Source organism: Sporosarcina luteola (assembly GCF_023715535.1).
GTDB lineage: Bacteria > Bacillota > Bacilli > Bacillales_A > Planococcaceae > Sporosarcina > Sporosarcina luteola_B.
In genome coordinates this window covers 374,716-390,375 of the sequence record NZ_JAMBOI010000003.1, presented here as the reverse complement: position 1 = coordinate 390,375, position 15,660 = coordinate 374,716, and the positions used below count along the sequence as shown (strand labels likewise).

The following is a 15,660-nucleotide window of genomic DNA, read 5'->3' as shown; positions in this document are numbered from 1 at the left end:
TTTTCCCCATTCGTCAATTACTATTCACGCTGTTCCAAGAGTAATATTCCAAAATAAGGGTGTTCAAAGGATTTATAGATGATATGATGTGTAAAAGTTTGAAAACTTACAGAGGTGATGGGTCGCTATGAGGCTATCTTTAAAGTATTTAATAGGGTTGGTTGCGTTCCTATCAATAGTGCTTACTTTGGCAGCCAGCATCATTTCAGGATATCGGGTGGAACAGCAATCGTTAATTGAGAGTACATTGGAAACGAACCGTGCGTATGCAGTAAAAATGGCGCAGTCGACAGAGTCGTATTTGTCAATGACGCTGCAATCAATGGAAGCGAGCGCGAAACACATTGCGCCGTTTATGGGTCAAGAAAATGCAGAGGAAATCTTACTTTCCGAAGTGAATCGAATGAAGAAACAGACGGATACCTTCAATTCATTTTCAATTGTCGACAAAGATGGTGAAATAGTAGCCGTCTCCCCGGAGACTTTAGCTTTGAAGGGAAAAATGTTGAATTCGGTAGGTGGTCGTGAAGCTTTAAAGAAGCGTGAAGCTTTCATTTCACATCCTTATATCGGATTAACAGGGCGCTTGATCATTTTCCTATCCTATCCGATTTTCGACAATAAAGGAGATTATCTCGGCCTTGTGGGGGGAACAGTTTATTTAAAAGAGGAAAACATCCTTCAACAAGTATTGGGTGAACATTTTTACGAGGACGGCTCCTACGTGTATGTCGTGGATAAAAGCGGTCGTATTATCTATCACCAAAATCCTTGGCGGGTAAACGAAATTGTGTTGGAAAATGCCGTTGTCCAGCAATTGATAGCAGGCAAGAGCGGTGCGATGGAAGTAGTGAATACGGAGGGAGTCGAAATGTTGGCGGGCTATGCGACGATCCCAACAGCCGATTGGGGAATCGTAACCCAGAGGCCGAAGGAAATTGCTTTGGCTTCATCCGTCACAATGATAGAAGAAATGATCTTGAAGACGACTCCAATCTTGCTCATCTCCTTCCTAGGCATTTTATTTTTGTCTTATAAAATTGCCCAGCCTTTGACGAAACTTGCTACATACGCCGAATCCAGCACGCAAAACAATCAAAGCGGAAAAGTAAGTGATGTGCGTACATGGTATTACGAAGCAATTCAATTGAAAAAGGCATTAAACTATAGCTTGAATTTCTTTATTCACCAATCGACGGTCGATCCGTTGACGAAGCTGATGAACCGGCGATTCATGGATGCCCATTTGGAGCAATGGGCAGAGCAGGGCCGCCCTTTTGCATTGCTTATTTTTGATATTGATAAATTCAAACGTGTCAATGATACGTATGGACATGCGATGGGTGATGAAGTGCTGAAATACTTGGCAGCATCAATACTTGAAGTCGCCCGTAAGGATGATGTATGCTGCCGTTTCGGCGGGGAGGAGTTTGTCATGCTGTTACCTGAGACGGATCGGCAGACGGCATTCCAAGTAGCGGAACGCTTGCGCAAGAAATTGGAAAGCACAAGTAGTCCATGCGGGGAAGTAGTGACGATATCGATCGGGATTGCGATGCATCCCGAAGATCGCCAGGACTCAAGCGAACTGTTGGGGTTGGCAGACCAAAGTCTATATGAAGCGAAACGGACAGGTCGTAACCGGACGATTGATTATGCTACACTGAGAATATGAAAGCCCAAGGAGGACATAATCATGCAATATTCGAAGTCGAAAATGGAACTGCTTGTGAAAAACAATTCGGAATTGACGCAGCGGTTGAAGCAGATCATGAAGGAACATGAGTTGGAAAAGAGTTTTGCATTGAAGGCACTGTATCACTCCGAAGTGAAGGAAAGCGGCAGGTTCATGAAAGACTACCAGGAACTTTGAAGCAACGATAAATAGGCAGGGACACATCTCGACGTGTCCCTGCTTTTTTCTATTCATGACTCTAAAAGCTATTTCATTGATTAACAGGAACATTTGTTTTATATTATTGGAAGGAGGTGGAAGGTTTTTTGTCGAAAAGGAAGTAAAAGGAAATTAAGTATATATGAAAGGAGGGAGTCAAATGCAAAATCGGGTAGAGGAATTGGAGGAAGCACGCTTGAAAGGGTTGAATCAAGGCATCTGGCAAGAGAAGGTTTCCACAGTGCTGACAATGCATGGCTTGGCTTTCTCCACAGAAAAAATCGCCTTGGTGACGAGGCTCACTACAACAGAGATCAAAGCCGTTATTTCGGAAAATTGGCGTTAGTATAGGAAGAAACATGACTTGTGAGTATCTCTATCGAGAACCACAGGAAGAGCCACTGAAGACGAAATGTTTTCAGTGGCTGATTGTCTATCTGTTTTGATATAAATGAATCAGGTTTTGATTTTGCCCTCTTGCGAATACGTCCGTCCGGTTCGGTCCCCATGAAACAGCTGAAGGTCTCGAGGTGAGCGATCCGCCAAGGTTTTGCCAGTCGGACCAGCGTGAGCCGTTCCACTCCAGCATGTACAAGCTGTTGTCCGTTCCCCTTACGAATACTTGCAGGCGGTTCGGTTGCTTGGAGGAGACTGTTGGTCCGCCGACAAGGATGCCGCCAAGGCTTTCCCAATTGCTCCAAGATGATCCGTTCCACCATTTATGGATCAAGTTCTGGTTTTGTCCTCGAGCGAATACGTCAATCCGGTTTGGTCCCCATGACACAGCAGCCGGTTCGGAAGTCAAATTGCCGCCGAGATTCTCCCATTCTTCCCATCGAGATCCGTTCCACGTCTTTTTGTATAGTGCATTGTCACTTCCTCTTACGAAGACATCCAATTGATTGGGCCGGCGAGATGATGCAGCCGGGTCGCTCGTAAGCACACCGCCAAGACTTTCCCAATCATTCCATTGTCGTCCGTCCCACCATTTATGATAAAGGGAATTGTCTGTTCCTCTTACAAACACATCAATGCGGTTCGGTCCCCAAGACACAGCTGCAGGAGCTGAAGTTAACACACCGCCAAGGCTTTCCCAATCATTCCATTGCCGTCCATCCCACCATTTATGGTAAAGGGCTTGGTCCGTTCCGCGGACAAACACATCCAATCGATTAGGCTGCCAAGAAGATACTCCCGGAGCGGACGTCAAGACACCACCCAAGTCCTCCCAACCGATCCAGCCTTGGCCGGGCCCGGGTCCAGGTCCAGGTCCTGGTTGGCCACCGCGGATTTCATCCAGAGTCAATTGAATCACCCGCAACAAAATACGATCAATAACGTTTTGAGGGATATTGAATTGGCGGAAGAATAGATTCATCCAAGGGTATTGCTGCTGAAACTGCCTATAGATTTGTTCAGCGGTTTGGTTCGCAGTTGACGCATTGATTGTGGATCCGATGACCAGCGTGAATACATAATTGGTGATGACTTGATTCATGCCGTACCGGTCGAGTTCCCGGTACAGGTCATAATTTTCCCTTCTGATTTTCTGTAAAATCTGCTGAACGCTTGCTTGACGCTCTCTTTCATCAGGGCCGAGTTGTGCAAACTGGTTCATCGGCATCATTGAAGGCGCCATATAACCATAATAAAACAATCAAACACCTCCTCTGAGTGATAAGATAGTATATGCAAAGCGCCTGTGCAGGTGATTAATCCCCGAAAGGAGACAAGCTGATTTGAGCATCCATATAACACAAAATAAGATCATGGATCTGTGCGGCTCCGTCTCATTCAAACGGGGCGAGATGTTTATCCGTGCAGGGAAAGTGACGTTTACACAATACAGCGACACGTATTGCGAAGCGATTGTGGCAGGGAAGGAAAACTTCCGCGTTTTAATCGATCTATTGGGTGAAAAACTTCAATCGGAGTGCAGCTGTCCGGTTTTGCCTTACTATAAATTCAAATGCCAACACGTAGCGGCTGTTTTGATAGCCATGATGGAACGCAAGCGTGAGATAGCGCCGGATTTGGCGGAAGGAATGCTTTCCCTTTTCAATGACAAACCAAGAGCTAGCGGACATCAGCTTCATTTCGAAAATAGGGAAGTGGTGGAGCTCGCTTTTATATTGAAGCCCGTTGCTGCGGGGAAACAGCAAGTGCTTGGCATGGAGTTGGCTGTTGCAGGAATTCATGTGGAGGACATCCGGCAGTTTTTGGAGGATGTGAATGATAGACGGCCAAGCACACTGACACATGCATTCACTTTTGATTCCCAACTGCACTGCTTCAACCGGGAAGCTGATGCAGTTCTCCAGAAACTTATCGGTATTCATAGTGAAGATAGGGCTTTCCGGCATCGTTCAGTCAGTCCCGCTACATTACTCATTCCGCCATCCTCGTGGGAAAGGTTACTGTCGCTTATAAATCAAGCAATCGATGTGAAACTGGAATTTGGCGGCAGAATAACAAGCTTTCACATAGCGGAAGCGACATTGCCTGTCCATTTTCATTTCGAAAAAAAGCAGGAAACCGGGCATGTTCTCACAATTGATGGGTTGAACCATGTGCACGTATTGGAGGCTTACAAGCTTGTCCTTTGCGATGGGCAATTATTTCAGCTGAGCAATGAGGATTGCAAACGGCTTGCTGATCTGCAACAAATGATCGAGACGTCAGGCACACGCCAGCTGCCCATCTCCAATGAGCAAATCGGATTTTTCCTCGAAAAGGTAGTACCCGGACTGAGGAGAATCGGCGAAGTCCAACTCGATGAAACGGTAATGGACCAGCTCGTGAAATCTCCTTTGAAGGCAAAGCTGTACATCGATCGGGTAAACAACCGATTGCTTGCAAGCCTAGAATTCCAATACGACCAGATTGTCCTGAATCCTGTCACGGAGAGTGATCTGCCGACGGGATCCGTATTAGTCCGCGATCTTGAAAAGGAAGAGGCCATCCTCCGTTTAATGGAAGACAGCTCATTCGCCACAACAGATGAAGGGTATTTATTGCACAATGAGGAATTGGAATATGAATTTCTTCATCATATCCTCCCGAAACTTCAGAAGTTCGTCCAAGTGTATGCGACGACAGCGATCAGGAACCGGGTTTTCAGGGGGAATGCCAAACCGCGCATCCGAGTGAAAGCGCACGAGGACCGGACGAATTGGCTAGAATTCAAATTTGAAATGGACGGCATACCCGATAAGCAAATACGTGAAATCCTTGAAGCGCTGGAGGAAAAACAGAAGTATTACCGTTTGCGGAATGGCTCCCTTCTTTCATTAGAAACGAAGGAGTTTGAAGAAATCCAACGGTTTTTGAATGAAATTCCGGAAGATCTCGAGACCCTTGAAAAGGGATTGAACGTTCCTATGGTGCGTGGCATTCGGTTTTTAGATGCAGTGGGAGACGATGAAACGTTTTCCGTCGAGGAATCTGCTCGCCAGTTTTTTGAACGTCTACTGAATCCCAGCGATTACGCGGAAGTGCCACCGTCGTTGGAAACGGTATTGCGCGATTATCAAAGAACAGGTTTTCAATGGATGAAAACGATTGCTGAATTCGGCGTCGGGGGCGTGCTAGCAGACGATATGGGGCTCGGTAAGACGTTGCAGAGCATTGCATTCATCCTGTTTATGCTTCCTGACATCCGAGAGAAGAAACGGCAAGTCTTAATCGTCTGCCCCTCTTCATTAACCTATAACTGGTTGAGCGAATTCCGGAAATTTGCGCCTGAACTCAATGCCGTCGTCATAGACGGGTCAAAAAAGGAGAGGGCAAAGCGGCAAAGTGACGTGGAGGACAAGGATGTGTTGATCACGTCCTATCCTTTGATTCGCCGGGACATTCAGTGGTATGAGAAACAAGACTTCCTGACGATCTTTTTCGACGAGGCGCAAGCATTCAAAAACCCGTTTACGCAAACGGCACGGGCTGTAAAAAGATTACATGCTGACACCTGTTTCGCGCTGACCGGAACGCCTATTGAAAATTCGGAGGAGGAACTTTGGTCCATCTATCACGTCGTATTCCCTGAACTGTTCATGGGATTGCAGGAATATAGTGAACTTACGCCGAAAGCGATATCCAGGCGAGTACGGCCATTTTTGCTGAGACGGATGAAGGAAGATGTCCTCGGAGAGCTGCCGGCAAAAGTCGAATCGACGGAATCCGCGGAGCTGCTTCCCGAACAGAAGAAGCTGTATGCCGCCTATTTGGCAAAGCTGCGCCACGACACGTTAAAGCATTTGGATAAGAACACGATTCGAAGGAATAAAATCAAAATCCTCGCCGGACTGACGAGGTTGCGGCAAATCTGTTGCCATCCGGCATTGTTCGTCGACGGCTACCAGGGCAGTTCCGCGAAGTTCGAGCAGTTGAAGCAGCTGATTCAGGAATCGAAGCAGGCAGGGAGAAGAGTGCTGATCTTTTCGCAGTTTACGAAGATGCTTGGCATTATCGGCAAGGAACTTGCACTGAAAGGTACTCCGTTTTTCTATTTGGATGGCCAAACACCTTCCGAGGAACGACTGGAATTATGCAATCGATTCAATGCAGGAGAGCGCGATGTGTTTCTCATTTCATTGAAAGCGGGCGGGGCAGGCTTGAATTTAACGGGGGCCGACACGGTCATCCTATACGATCTTTGGTGGAATCCCGCGGTGGAGGAGCAAGCCGCGGACCGCGCCCACCGCATGGGTCAACAGCAAACTGTCCATGTCATCAAGCTCGTCGCGCGTGGCACGATTGAGGATAAAATGAATGAGTTGCAGGAGAAGAAGAGGAATCTGATCGAGGAGATCATTGATTCTAAAGATGCTGCTAATACTACATTGACTGAGGACGACATCCGGGAGTTGCTGGAAATATAGAAGTATAGTTGCTGCAAAGGCAGTGGATACTACTGGAAAAGGAGCGGATCAATTGAGAGCAATCAAGGTTTTACTAGGAGTTGCGGTTGTCATTGTGGCTATCGGCTTCGGTGTCTACCATTTCGGAACAAAATTCATCGCCGATGAAGTGATGGGCCAAGTGGCGGCAGAACTGGAATCGAGCGGTCAGATGGAAGCCATCAGACAGGAAGTTCAAAAAGACCCGGAACTCCGTGCGTTCATCGAAGAAGGGAAGAATGTGGACAGCTCGAAGCTCCCTTTCCAAACAAAAGAGGAAGCGACGAGGATCCTGTTGAAGAAATTCGATCTAGGTGAAATCAACGACATACAAATTCAAGCACGGCAAGGCATGACAGCATCGGAGCAACAGGCGCTGCTCAATAAAATCGAGAGCCGGTTGACGGATGAAGAGATGCTAGCGTTGAAAGCGTTGGCTTATAAAGAGTTATTCAAGTGAGAAACCGCTTCAGTCCGATTGACTGAAGCGGTTTTTGCTTGGAAAGGAAAGTTATCGGTCACTTGGCATGAGTTATCGGTCATTTGGAGCAAGTTATCGATCACTTCTAGTAAGTTATCGGTCACTTTCACAAAGTTATCGTCATTTCGTTACTTTTGTCCTATTAGAATCATGAAGGTTTCTAACCCAATCCAGGTTCGCCGCGTAAACTCTTCCCCTTCTTTCTCCCTCGAAGGGAATTCCTACCCTTCTTAGAATTCGTTTCATCTTTTGTTCGTCGGATAGACGGAAAAATTGCCGGGCTGTCTTATTAGAGATACGGTAATTCATCAACATGAAATAATCCAGCAGTGTTTCGATATGGGCATGAGGGTCAATGTTCCTGCATTGCGGACATCCCCAACCACTTTGTATCGACTCCATGCCAAACCAACCGCATTGAACACAGCGGACTCCCGATATAAGTTCGGATGGCTGGATTCCAAATCGGTCTGATAGTGGAAACGGATCAAATTCACGGTGGGCATCAGTTATCTTATTTGCAATAGCTTCAAGTCCGGGTAAATCAATTGAAGGGTGAAATGAATTGAGTCTTCGGAGAAAAACAGGGATCTCAAGAGGAAAAAGGAGAGTCAAGTCCTTACGAAGGTTTTCGAATTGCTGATGCGGTCTGGGGAAAACCGCTGCCTGATAAATGGGGATAGGCATGTGGTGCGTGTGAAACCAATCTTCTAACAGCATCTTATTCCGCTCCAGTTGGACAGATGGACATTCAAATGCGTCAATTTGTCCGTTTTCAAGGGTTCGCGTCAGTTGATTGTACTCTTCAGGGAAACCGATTCGGCCGGCAATATTTTTCACTTCTAAAATGACCGCGCCTTGTTGAAAAAGAAAAAGTGTATCGATTTGGAATTTGCCTGTGGATTGTAAGTTCAAATCATGGAAAATGTAATGCTTGAAAGGGAACTGATAGTGCTGAAAGACATTCGCCAGTATTTTCTCGCCATTTTCACCGGCTCGAGTTTTTCTCAGCTCATTCTCTATATCAACATAGCGCGGGTGATGCTCCGGCAGCCTCCGTAGCAAGGCCTCTAACCCGATTGCCTTTAAAGAAATCTCTTTTTCCTTCATGATCAATGAAATACCGCCTCCATTATTGTTTTGTAACATCTATTCTACCACAAGAGTCTGAAAACTCGCTATAGTTAGTGCCGCTGAAAAGTTATCGATCATTTCCTTTAGGTTATCAATCAATTTCACCGAGTTATCGTTCATTTCCTGGCAGTTATCGGTCAGTTGTAAAAAGTTATCGGTCACTTCTCAAAAGTTATCGTCATTTCGGGACTTTAGTCTCCCCCAAATTACATAATTCCAGTGCCTTTTAAAGATGAAAGGCAGGCGTAATTGGTAAGTGAATCATTTGGCGTTTCAGTATTATGGGATTCCAAGGTGCAAACGGTTTTTATTGAATGAAATAAAAAACGGCAGCGCACAAGGCGTTGCCGTTTCGTTGTTAATCACCGTATTCTAACTGTTCCTCTATCTTCCCATCATCTCCATGAACATAAACCATCGTACCGGCTTCTTCCGCCATTCGTTTGGCTTCATCGACGGCGTCATTCCGGTTGCCCGCCGTATAGGCAGGTTCATCATTGCCTTCCTTTTTCACAGCCCAGCCTTCATCATCATGGGGAACGACGTGGAATCTCGCATCGTCTGTTCCTGCGCGATCTTCGAAATACTCGTCTTGGTCACGTTTTGCCATACAATAACCTCCTCAATCTAGTACCCTTCCATTACCCGGTTGGGTGGAATCCAAAACAGCTGTAATTCATAGAATGGTATGACTTCTCTGGTTAATTAATGGTAAACTTAAGCAAGTGGGGGTGTATATATGGATTCACCAAATAAGGTGTTATCTTTACGGAACGTCACGATGACATACGGGAATCATCGTGTGTTGAATGGCGTGAATTTAGAGGTTGAACGGGGACAGATTATCGGCTATATCGGTCCGAACGGTGCGGGGAAAAGCACGACGGTGAAGATCATGCTCGGCTTAATTCAAAATTATAAGGGCCAGGTAGTAATTTTCGGCGAGGATATCGCTTCGGGAGACCCATCTTACAAAAGAAGAATCGGGTATGTGCCGGAGCAAGCGGAGCTGTACGATAACTTGACGGCGATGGAGTACTTGGCGTTCACGGGGGAATTGTACGGACTTGACCGTGCATTTGCGGAAGAGAAAGCGCAGAAGCTTATGGAGGAATTTGAACTTGGCGACGTAATGCACACGCGGCTTTCTTCCTTCTCCAAAGGGATGCGGCAAAAGGTGCTCATCATTTCGAGCTTGCTGCATAATCCCGATCTGTTGTTCTTCGATGAACCGTTAAGCGGTTTGGATGCGAACAGCATGATGGTCATCCGTGAAATGCTCGCGCAACTGGCGGCGCAAGGAAAAACGATTTTTTATTCTTCGCATATTATGGATGTCGTCGAGAAGATCAGCAACCGGATTGTGCTGCTCGTCAAAGGGACCGTGATCGCGGATGGCAGTTTTGAGGAGTTGCAGGAACTGAGTGAAGAAGGATCGCTTTCCGGCATATTCAATCAGCTGACAGGATTCACAGATCATGCGAGTCGGGCAGAGCGATTCATCTCGATCGTTGAGGATGGAATTGCCGATGCATGAATTTCGTACACTTGCGATCCTCTCTAAATGTAAACGACTATTTGTAAAAGCAGGCATCGACTACGACGCAATGGGTACCATTTTGCGCATGAAATTGACTATGGATGGCAGACGAACGCCAACCATTTTCAATGGGCAGAAGAAAAAGGAAGGCAATCAGTTCCTGAAGTCCTTGTGGATCTATGGATTGTATGGGCTGATGGTCATTCCGTTTCTCCTATTTGGAGACGGTCATTATATCTTTCAAATGAGCATCGTTTTCGGTATCATCATGTTCATTTTGACGACGACGATGGTGTCCGATTTTTCTTCGGTACTGTTGGATGTAAGGGATAAGACGATTTTGCAGACAAAACCGGTGAGCAGTAGGACGCTTGGCACCGCGAAAACCATCCACATATTAATCTATATGTTTTTCATAGCAGGGGCCTTCATTGCGATCCCTCTTGTCGTAGGGCTGTTTTCCAAAGGAATCGTATTCACATTGGTTTTTCTTGTCGCACTACTGCTTACGATGCTTTTTATTGTAGTAATTACGTCACTCGTGTACTTTGCGGTCCTGCGGTTCTTTGACGGCGAAAAACTGAAGGATATCATCAACTACGTGCAAATCCTACTATCTGTCGGCGTCATCGTCGGCTATCAGATTGTCATCCGCGCCTTCGATTTTGTAGATATAGATTTGACGTACACATTCAGCTGGTGGCATGTGTTTTTGCCTCCGATGTGGTTTGGAGCTTCGTTCGAGCTATTGTTGAATCAAGACCTTTCAAAAGTACTCATCCTGTTGTCCGCACTGGCCTTGCTCGTCCCGATCATCTCCATCTACATCTACGTGAGGCTCATGCCTTCGTTCGAACGCAATATGGATAAGTTGATGAGCGAATCGAAAAATAAGAGGAAGAAATCGCGTTGGTGGGTGGACAGTTGGGCAAAGCTTTGCTGTCGGAATAGGGAAGAGAGGACGTTCTTTCATTTTGGAGCTTTGATGATGCAACAGGAACGGGATTTCAAGCTCAAAGTCTATCCTTCGCTTGGATTTTCAATGGTATTTCCGTTCATTTTCATCTTTACAGAACTGCAAATGAGGACACTGGCGGAAATCTCTACAGGAAAGTTGTTTTTGCTCATCTATTTCGGCAGTATGATGATCCCGAGCATCATTCATACGATGCAGTTTTCCGTGAATCATAAAGGGAGTTGGCTTTTCAAGGCAGCGCCGATCCAGCAGCCCGCTGCGGCATATAGTGGGACGCTGAAGGCATTTTTAGTGAAGTTATATATGCCGGTTTTCGTATTGCTGTCGATTGCATTCATCGCGATCTTTTCGTGGCGCATTGTGCCTGATTTGTTCGCTGTGTTATTAGGGGCAATTCTTCAGACATTGCTCACATACAAATGGCTCAATTCAGGCGACTTTCCGTTTACCCAATCCTTCGAGTTTGCACAATCAGAAGGGTCGGCGAAAATGATTTTGATCACTTTCTCGACAGGGATTTTCGTCATAGGTCATCTGATTGCACATGCAATAACGGGTGGGATTTATGTATATATCGCATTGCTGCTAATTGGAGTATTTCTCGGTTGGCGGAAAGTGTTTCCGATGATGGGGGACGTGCCGGTACGGGTGTGAATTGAGGGGTGGCTTGCTAGCATTTATGCGTCTTTCGCGCGATTTATGCGCGTTTGTGGGCGGTTATGAGCTTTTGCGGAGGTTTATGCGTGTTTGTTGGCGTTTATGAGGGTTTGGAAGAATTTATGCGTGTCTGGAGAAGTTTATGGATTTTTGGAGGAAGTAATGCGTGTCTATATACGAATTTCTGGTGGGATCAGTGCGACTTGCATGATTTCCACCCGTTTTTTATATAACTTGTAATTCGATTATGAATAAACCAAGTCCATTCGCCTGCGAAACGGTATCAACAATTTTCTTGATGTCTCTTTTAATTGTTTCATCTTCAAGATCTATAGTTTCGAAATAAAGTATGATGTGTTTTTTGTCCTTTGAATACACCATGATTCCAGTTTGCCCGTTTGGTGCATATCCGTTCTTTTTAAGTTCCTCTTCAAGTTGAATGGCGAAATTTGTTTCTTGTATTTTGTTAATCATTTCATGGGCTTCTGCACTTCGGGCGGAGGATGCTGTATGGATTGTATTGACGATGTTTATTTGAAAATCATCTCTGGCATGATGGTTTTGCTCAATTATATCTGTCGCTAATTGCTCCACTTTGGGATTGATGGCTGGGTCATAGTCTATGGGCAGGTTAATGATCAACTCGACTTTTTCAGAAGCCATTTTGTATTCCAGGCCAAAGGTTGAGTAATCTTGATGCTCCAACTCCTGCATAATGTAACCCATCAAATCATTATAACTAAGCCGAACCGAAGATTGCTTATTCTCTTTAGAGAGTTTGTGATAGCTAGAAATTTCTAAAAGAAAATGTTCACGTTCCATATTGTTCTCTTCCAGCACCCTATTGACGATTTGCGTTATTTCCTTTTTAGTGGACCTTTTAATTTTTTCGCTTGGCAACTTTATGAGGATTTCTATGTTTTCATCCGGGAGAATGGCGTAGTCCAACACAAATCCTATGTCAGCCTGGCGTAACTCCTGCGTAATTTCATTAATTACTTCCTCGTATTGTTGAATGTAGGTAGTTACATCAGTTGATAACTCCGAGTCTGCTTCAACTTCTTTAGCCGACTTGCCCTTAAAAAGGACAACTGCAGAGGTGGAAAAGATCAGAAGTAGACAAAGCAATAACAGTTTAATTTTCAAGTATCTCTATTTCTCCTTTCATTGAAAATGGCTATGGTAAAGGGTATGTCAGATACTAGGGGAGCATGCATTGACTTTTACCTCCCCCAATGCCGCCGCCTTAAACTTATCGATCATTTCCAAGAGAATATCGTTCATTTCGAGCCTTTTATCGATCAGTTAGAAGGAGTTATCGGTCACTTCTCGAAAGTTATCGGTCATTTTCCTAGAGTTATCGTCATTTCGGGACTTTAGTAGCAAGCAAATTATGCCACCACTTTACAAATTCCCAGTTATATGTCATAATTAAATAGTTAATTAACCTAACTAACCATTATGCGAGGGGGCGAAACCCATCGAATCATTACAACAAAACCTTTTCGGACATTATTATAAAATTTATCGTCCGTTGCTTAATCAAGTCAATGCTAAGCTGGCCCAATACGGGTTGTTTAGTTCACAGTGGCAGATCATGAAGCTGCTTATGCAGGAAGGCGCGATGACGCCTGCGGAAATTGCGCTGCGGCAGCAAGTGGAGAAGCCGAGCATCACGAAGATCCTCCAGCGTCTCGGGGAAATGGAGTATGTGGAATCGACGCCGGGACAAGATAAGAGGGAAAAATGGATTCGGCTGACAAGTTCAGGGGAGTCCGTTTGCCGCGACGTCATGGAGCAACTTGCATCCCTTTACAAAGAACTATTAAAAGGTTCATCGAAAGAAGAAGTGGAAATAGCCATTAGCGTATTGGCGCTCGCCCACCAAAATCTCACATCATGAAAGAGTGAAAATATGGAAGAACAGAAATTATGGACAAAGGACTTCATAACCATATCAATTATCAATTTCATCCTCATGCTTGCCATGTATTTATTATTAGTCACCATTGCACCGTTCGCGGTTGAACAATATGGGGCTTCGACGAGCATGGCGGGACTTGTTTCGGGGATTTTCATCATCGGAACACTGATTGCACGGATTTTTTCAGGAGGCTTGATTGGAAAAGTAGGCGGCAAGAAGATGCTGTTTATCGGCCTTCTCGTGTCCACAATCGCAACTGCTTTTTATTTCGGATCGGCGAATATGCCGTTGCTACTTGTGAACCGGCTATTTCACGGAATTGGACTAGGAATTGCCTCAACCGCAACCGGCACAATGATTGCCCAAGCGATTCCAGCTTCAAGAAGAGGGGAAGGGATTGGCTATTTTAGCATGAGTACCGTTATGGCGACAGCAATCGGGCCGTTTTTCGGCATCTTCATGAGCCAACACTATCCATTCCATATGCTGTTCGTCCTCTGCCTCACATTAAGCATTGTGACGCTAATCATGTTTTTCTTCGTCAAGGAAACTACGAAGTTGTCTGCTCCGAACAAGCAGGAACTGGCGAAGAAACGGATTAGCTTATCCAATTTCATTGAATTGAAAGCATTGCCGATTTCCATTATTACGTTATTCGTGGCACTCGCTTATTCAGGCGTGCTGTCATTCATCTCGTTTTACGCGAAGGAAATTAACCTCGTTCAAGTTGCAAGCTTCTTTTTCCTCGTCTATGCCATCGTCGTGCTACTTTCCCGCCCATTCTCAGGAAAGCTATTGGACGTAAAAGGAGCGAAGTATGTTGTCATCCCTTCGCTCATACTTTTTGCGCTCGGCATGATCATATTGAGCCAGACGTATAGCGGTATCATGCTTCTTGCGGCGGGTGCCATTTTCGGGCTTGGCTACGGGAATTTCCAATCATGCGCCCAAGCGATTGCACTGAAAGGGATTTCCGTTGAACGGCTCGGCATCGCCACCTCTACGTTCTATATCTTCCTGGACTCCGGACTCGGATTTGGTCCGTACTTTTTAGGCGTTGTCGTTCCAAGCCTCGGCTATCGGGGCATGTATGAAGTGTTGACGGTTGTCATTCTGCTATCCCTTGCGGCGTTTGTCTACTTGTTCCGTACGAGAAGTAAAGACCCTATATGCGATATAGATGAAAAGATGTAAGACAAGCAGCGCGAGTAGCTGCGATATCGATATCAAAGTAATAAAAAGTATATCCGAAAATAATATGATTTCGCCGGGGGGAAGTTCTTTTGAGGGGGCAACAACGATAAAGAAGGAAACTAAAACGGATACACCGAATGCTAAATAGGCAGCAAGCGAATGTTGAAAAAAAGCTAGCCTAAATTTGCTGGCTCCGAGAAGAATATTGGTGAATCCAATCGCTAAAGGAAAAATCACTAATTGGAATAGGAATAAATCAATTGTTCCTACAGGTATTGACCAATAAAACACTTGGGCTGAACAAGCAATAATGATGTTTATTATCGCTACAGTCATGAAGCTTTTATTCATTCTGCACCCCCTTCTTCGTTCCAATTGAATATCGTAATAAAAGAAGGCGACTACTGGGAAAGTAGTCGTCCATTTTTATGTGAATTAATTATTTTACCCCACCACAACTTCGCTCAACAACGCATGCATATTATCCTCCGTGTCCTTGAAGAACACCATCCACGTTTCGGTTTGCTCCACTTTTGCGACAACATGAGGTTCATCAATGAACACAATGCCTTTTTCCTTGTATTCCTCAAAGGCCTGTTTAATATCTTCCACGTGAAAATAAAGGACTGAGCTTGAATTGGCGAACTCCTCTTTTTCAGGAAGGCTGACGAGTAAGCGTACGCCGTCGCAATCAAAAAACGCCATTGTGTCAGTGTTGAATAATAGCTGCAAGCCTAATTGCTCCTGATAAAATGCTGTTGCACGTTCAATGTTTTTTGCCGGTACCCCAATTTGTCCGATTTTCTTGATTTCTCCCATATAAAAATCCCCCTTATTAATAAATTCCCTTCATTATATCATTTTCTAAGTAGTCAAACACCTCTACCATAGAGAATCGCTTTGCTAAGCTAAATTTTTTTTTTGCGGAAATGGATTTAACTTGATAGGTATTAAGTCTTGAA

General features: G+C 45.1%; 14 protein-coding genes. 9 read left to right on the top strand and 5 right to left on the bottom strand.

All coding sequences use genetic code 11. From position 1 onward, the window contains the following. Window positions 1-127 precede the first annotated feature (127 nt). The 3 genes from M3191_RS09035 to M3191_RS09025 all read left to right on the top strand — a co-directional run bounded on the left by M3191_RS09035 (window position 128) and on the right by M3191_RS09025 (window position 2,240). On the top strand, window positions 128-1,675 hold the full coding sequence (locus tag M3191_RS09035) for a sensor domain-containing diguanylate cyclase (protein ID WP_251700060.1): 1,548 nt from the start codon (window positions 128-130) through the stop codon (window positions 1,673-1,675). 21 nt (window positions 1,676-1,696) lie between these two features. Continuing rightward, window positions 1,697-1,873, top strand: a complete 177-nt coding sequence (locus M3191_RS09030; RefSeq protein ID WP_251695732.1) for a hypothetical protein — start codon at window positions 1,697-1,699, stop codon at window positions 1,871-1,873. 181 nt (window positions 1,874-2,054) lie between these two features. Continuing rightward, complete coding sequence (locus M3191_RS09025) at window positions 2,055-2,240, top strand: hypothetical protein (protein WP_251700059.1); 186 nt, start codon at window positions 2,055-2,057, stop codon at window positions 2,238-2,240. Window positions 2,241-2,327: 87 nt separating this feature from the next. On the opposite strand, the gene M3191_RS09020 is transcribed toward M3191_RS09025, so the two are convergent. After that, on the bottom strand, window positions 2,328-3,551 hold the full coding sequence (locus M3191_RS09020; RefSeq protein WP_251700058.1) for a DUF346 domain-containing protein: 1,224 nt from the start codon (window positions 3,549-3,551) through the stop codon (window positions 2,328-2,330). 82 nt (window positions 3,552-3,633) lie between these two features. Between M3191_RS09020 and M3191_RS09015 the strand changes: the two genes are divergently transcribed. Next, on the top strand, window positions 3,634-6,774 hold the full coding sequence (locus tag M3191_RS09015) for an SNF2 helicase associated domain-containing protein (protein ID WP_435368150.1): 3,141 nt from the start codon (window positions 3,634-3,636) through the stop codon (window positions 6,772-6,774). 52 nt (window positions 6,775-6,826) lie between these two features. Next, window positions 6,827-7,252, top strand: a complete 426-nt coding sequence (locus M3191_RS09010; RefSeq protein WP_251700057.1) for a hypothetical protein — start codon at window positions 6,827-6,829, stop codon at window positions 7,250-7,252. Between the two features lie 141 nt (window positions 7,253-7,393). Here M3191_RS09010 and M3191_RS09005 read toward each other — a convergent pair whose 3' ends face one another. Together M3191_RS09005 and M3191_RS09000 are read right to left on the bottom strand one after the other, a co-directional pair. After that, the gene (locus M3191_RS09005; protein ID WP_251700056.1) at window positions 7,394-8,422 is read right to left on the bottom strand and encodes a nuclease-related domain-containing protein; all 1,029 of its coding nucleotides are present in this window, start codon (window positions 8,420-8,422) and stop codon (window positions 7,394-7,396) included. A gap of 343 nt (window positions 8,423-8,765) precedes the next feature. Beyond that, window positions 8,766-9,017: a DUF2188 domain-containing protein gene (locus M3191_RS09000; protein WP_251700055.1), complete on the bottom strand. Its 252-nt coding sequence runs from the start codon at window positions 9,015-9,017 to the stop codon at window positions 8,766-8,768. Window positions 9,018-9,146: 129 nt separating this feature from the next. On the opposite strand from M3191_RS09000, the gene M3191_RS08995 reads away from it, so the two are divergent. Next, window positions 9,147-9,944, top strand: a complete 798-nt coding sequence (locus tag M3191_RS08995; RefSeq protein ID WP_251700054.1) for an ABC transporter ATP-binding protein — start codon at window positions 9,147-9,149, stop codon at window positions 9,942-9,944. Beyond that, on the top strand, window positions 9,937-11,577 hold the full coding sequence (locus tag M3191_RS08990; protein ID WP_251700053.1) for a hypothetical protein: 1,641 nt from the start codon (window positions 9,937-9,939) through the stop codon (window positions 11,575-11,577). The genes M3191_RS08995 and M3191_RS08990 overlap by 8 nt, the downstream gene beginning before the upstream one ends. Window positions 11,578-11,805: 228 nt before the next feature. Here the strand turns inward: M3191_RS08990 and M3191_RS08985 are convergent, their stop codons facing one another. Next, window positions 11,806-12,726, bottom strand: coding sequence for a hypothetical protein (locus M3191_RS08985; protein ID WP_251700052.1), 921 nt, complete (start codon window positions 12,724-12,726; stop codon window positions 11,806-11,808). Window positions 12,727-13,114: 388 nt separating this feature from the next. Between M3191_RS08985 and M3191_RS08980 the strand changes: the two genes are divergently transcribed. Both M3191_RS08980 and M3191_RS08975 read left to right on the top strand, forming a co-directional pair. After that, window positions 13,115-13,483, top strand: a complete 369-nt coding sequence (locus M3191_RS08980; RefSeq protein ID WP_285853272.1) for a MarR family winged helix-turn-helix transcriptional regulator — start codon at window positions 13,115-13,117, stop codon at window positions 13,481-13,483. Window positions 13,484-13,495: 12 nt separating this feature from the next. Next, window positions 13,496-14,698, top strand: a complete 1,203-nt coding sequence (locus M3191_RS08975; RefSeq protein WP_251700050.1) for an MFS transporter — start codon at window positions 13,496-13,498, stop codon at window positions 14,696-14,698. A 444-nt stretch (window positions 14,699-15,142) separates the two neighbouring features. Here the strand turns inward: M3191_RS08975 and M3191_RS08970 are convergent, their stop codons facing one another. After that, window positions 15,143-15,517, bottom strand: a complete 375-nt coding sequence (locus M3191_RS08970) for a VOC family protein (RefSeq protein WP_251700049.1) — start codon at window positions 15,515-15,517, stop codon at window positions 15,143-15,145. Between the last annotated feature and the right edge of the window lie 143 nt (window positions 15,518-15,660).

Bases quoted from the DNA above. Each gene is read 5' to 3' on its own strand.
- M3191_RS09005 (WP_251700056.1), bottom strand. From the start codon at position 8,422: ATGTTACAAAACAATAATGGAGGCGGTATTTCATTGATCATGAAGGAA.
- M3191_RS08990 (WP_251700053.1), top strand. From the start codon at position 9,937: ATGCATGAATTTCGTACACTTGCGATCCTCTCTAAATGTAAACGACTA.
- M3191_RS09030 (WP_251695732.1), top strand. From the start codon at position 1,697: ATGCAATATTCGAAGTCGAAAATGGAACTGCTTGTGAAAAACAATTCG.
- M3191_RS09000 (WP_251700055.1), bottom strand. From the start codon at position 9,017: ATGGCAAAACGTGACCAAGACGAGTATTTCGAAGATCGCGCAGGAACA.
- M3191_RS08995 (WP_251700054.1), top strand. From the start codon at position 9,147: ATGGATTCACCAAATAAGGTGTTATCTTTACGGAACGTCACGATGACA.
- M3191_RS09035 (WP_251700060.1), top strand. From the start codon at position 128: ATGAGGCTATCTTTAAAGTATTTAATAGGGTTGGTTGCGTTCCTATCA.
- M3191_RS08975 (WP_251700050.1), top strand. From the start codon at position 13,496: ATGGAAGAACAGAAATTATGGACAAAGGACTTCATAACCATATCAATT.
- M3191_RS08970 (WP_251700049.1), bottom strand. From the start codon at position 15,517: ATGGGAGAAATCAAGAAAATCGGACAAATTGGGGTACCGGCAAAAAAC.
- M3191_RS09025 (WP_251700059.1), top strand. From the start codon at position 2,055: ATGCAAAATCGGGTAGAGGAATTGGAGGAAGCACGCTTGAAAGGGTTG.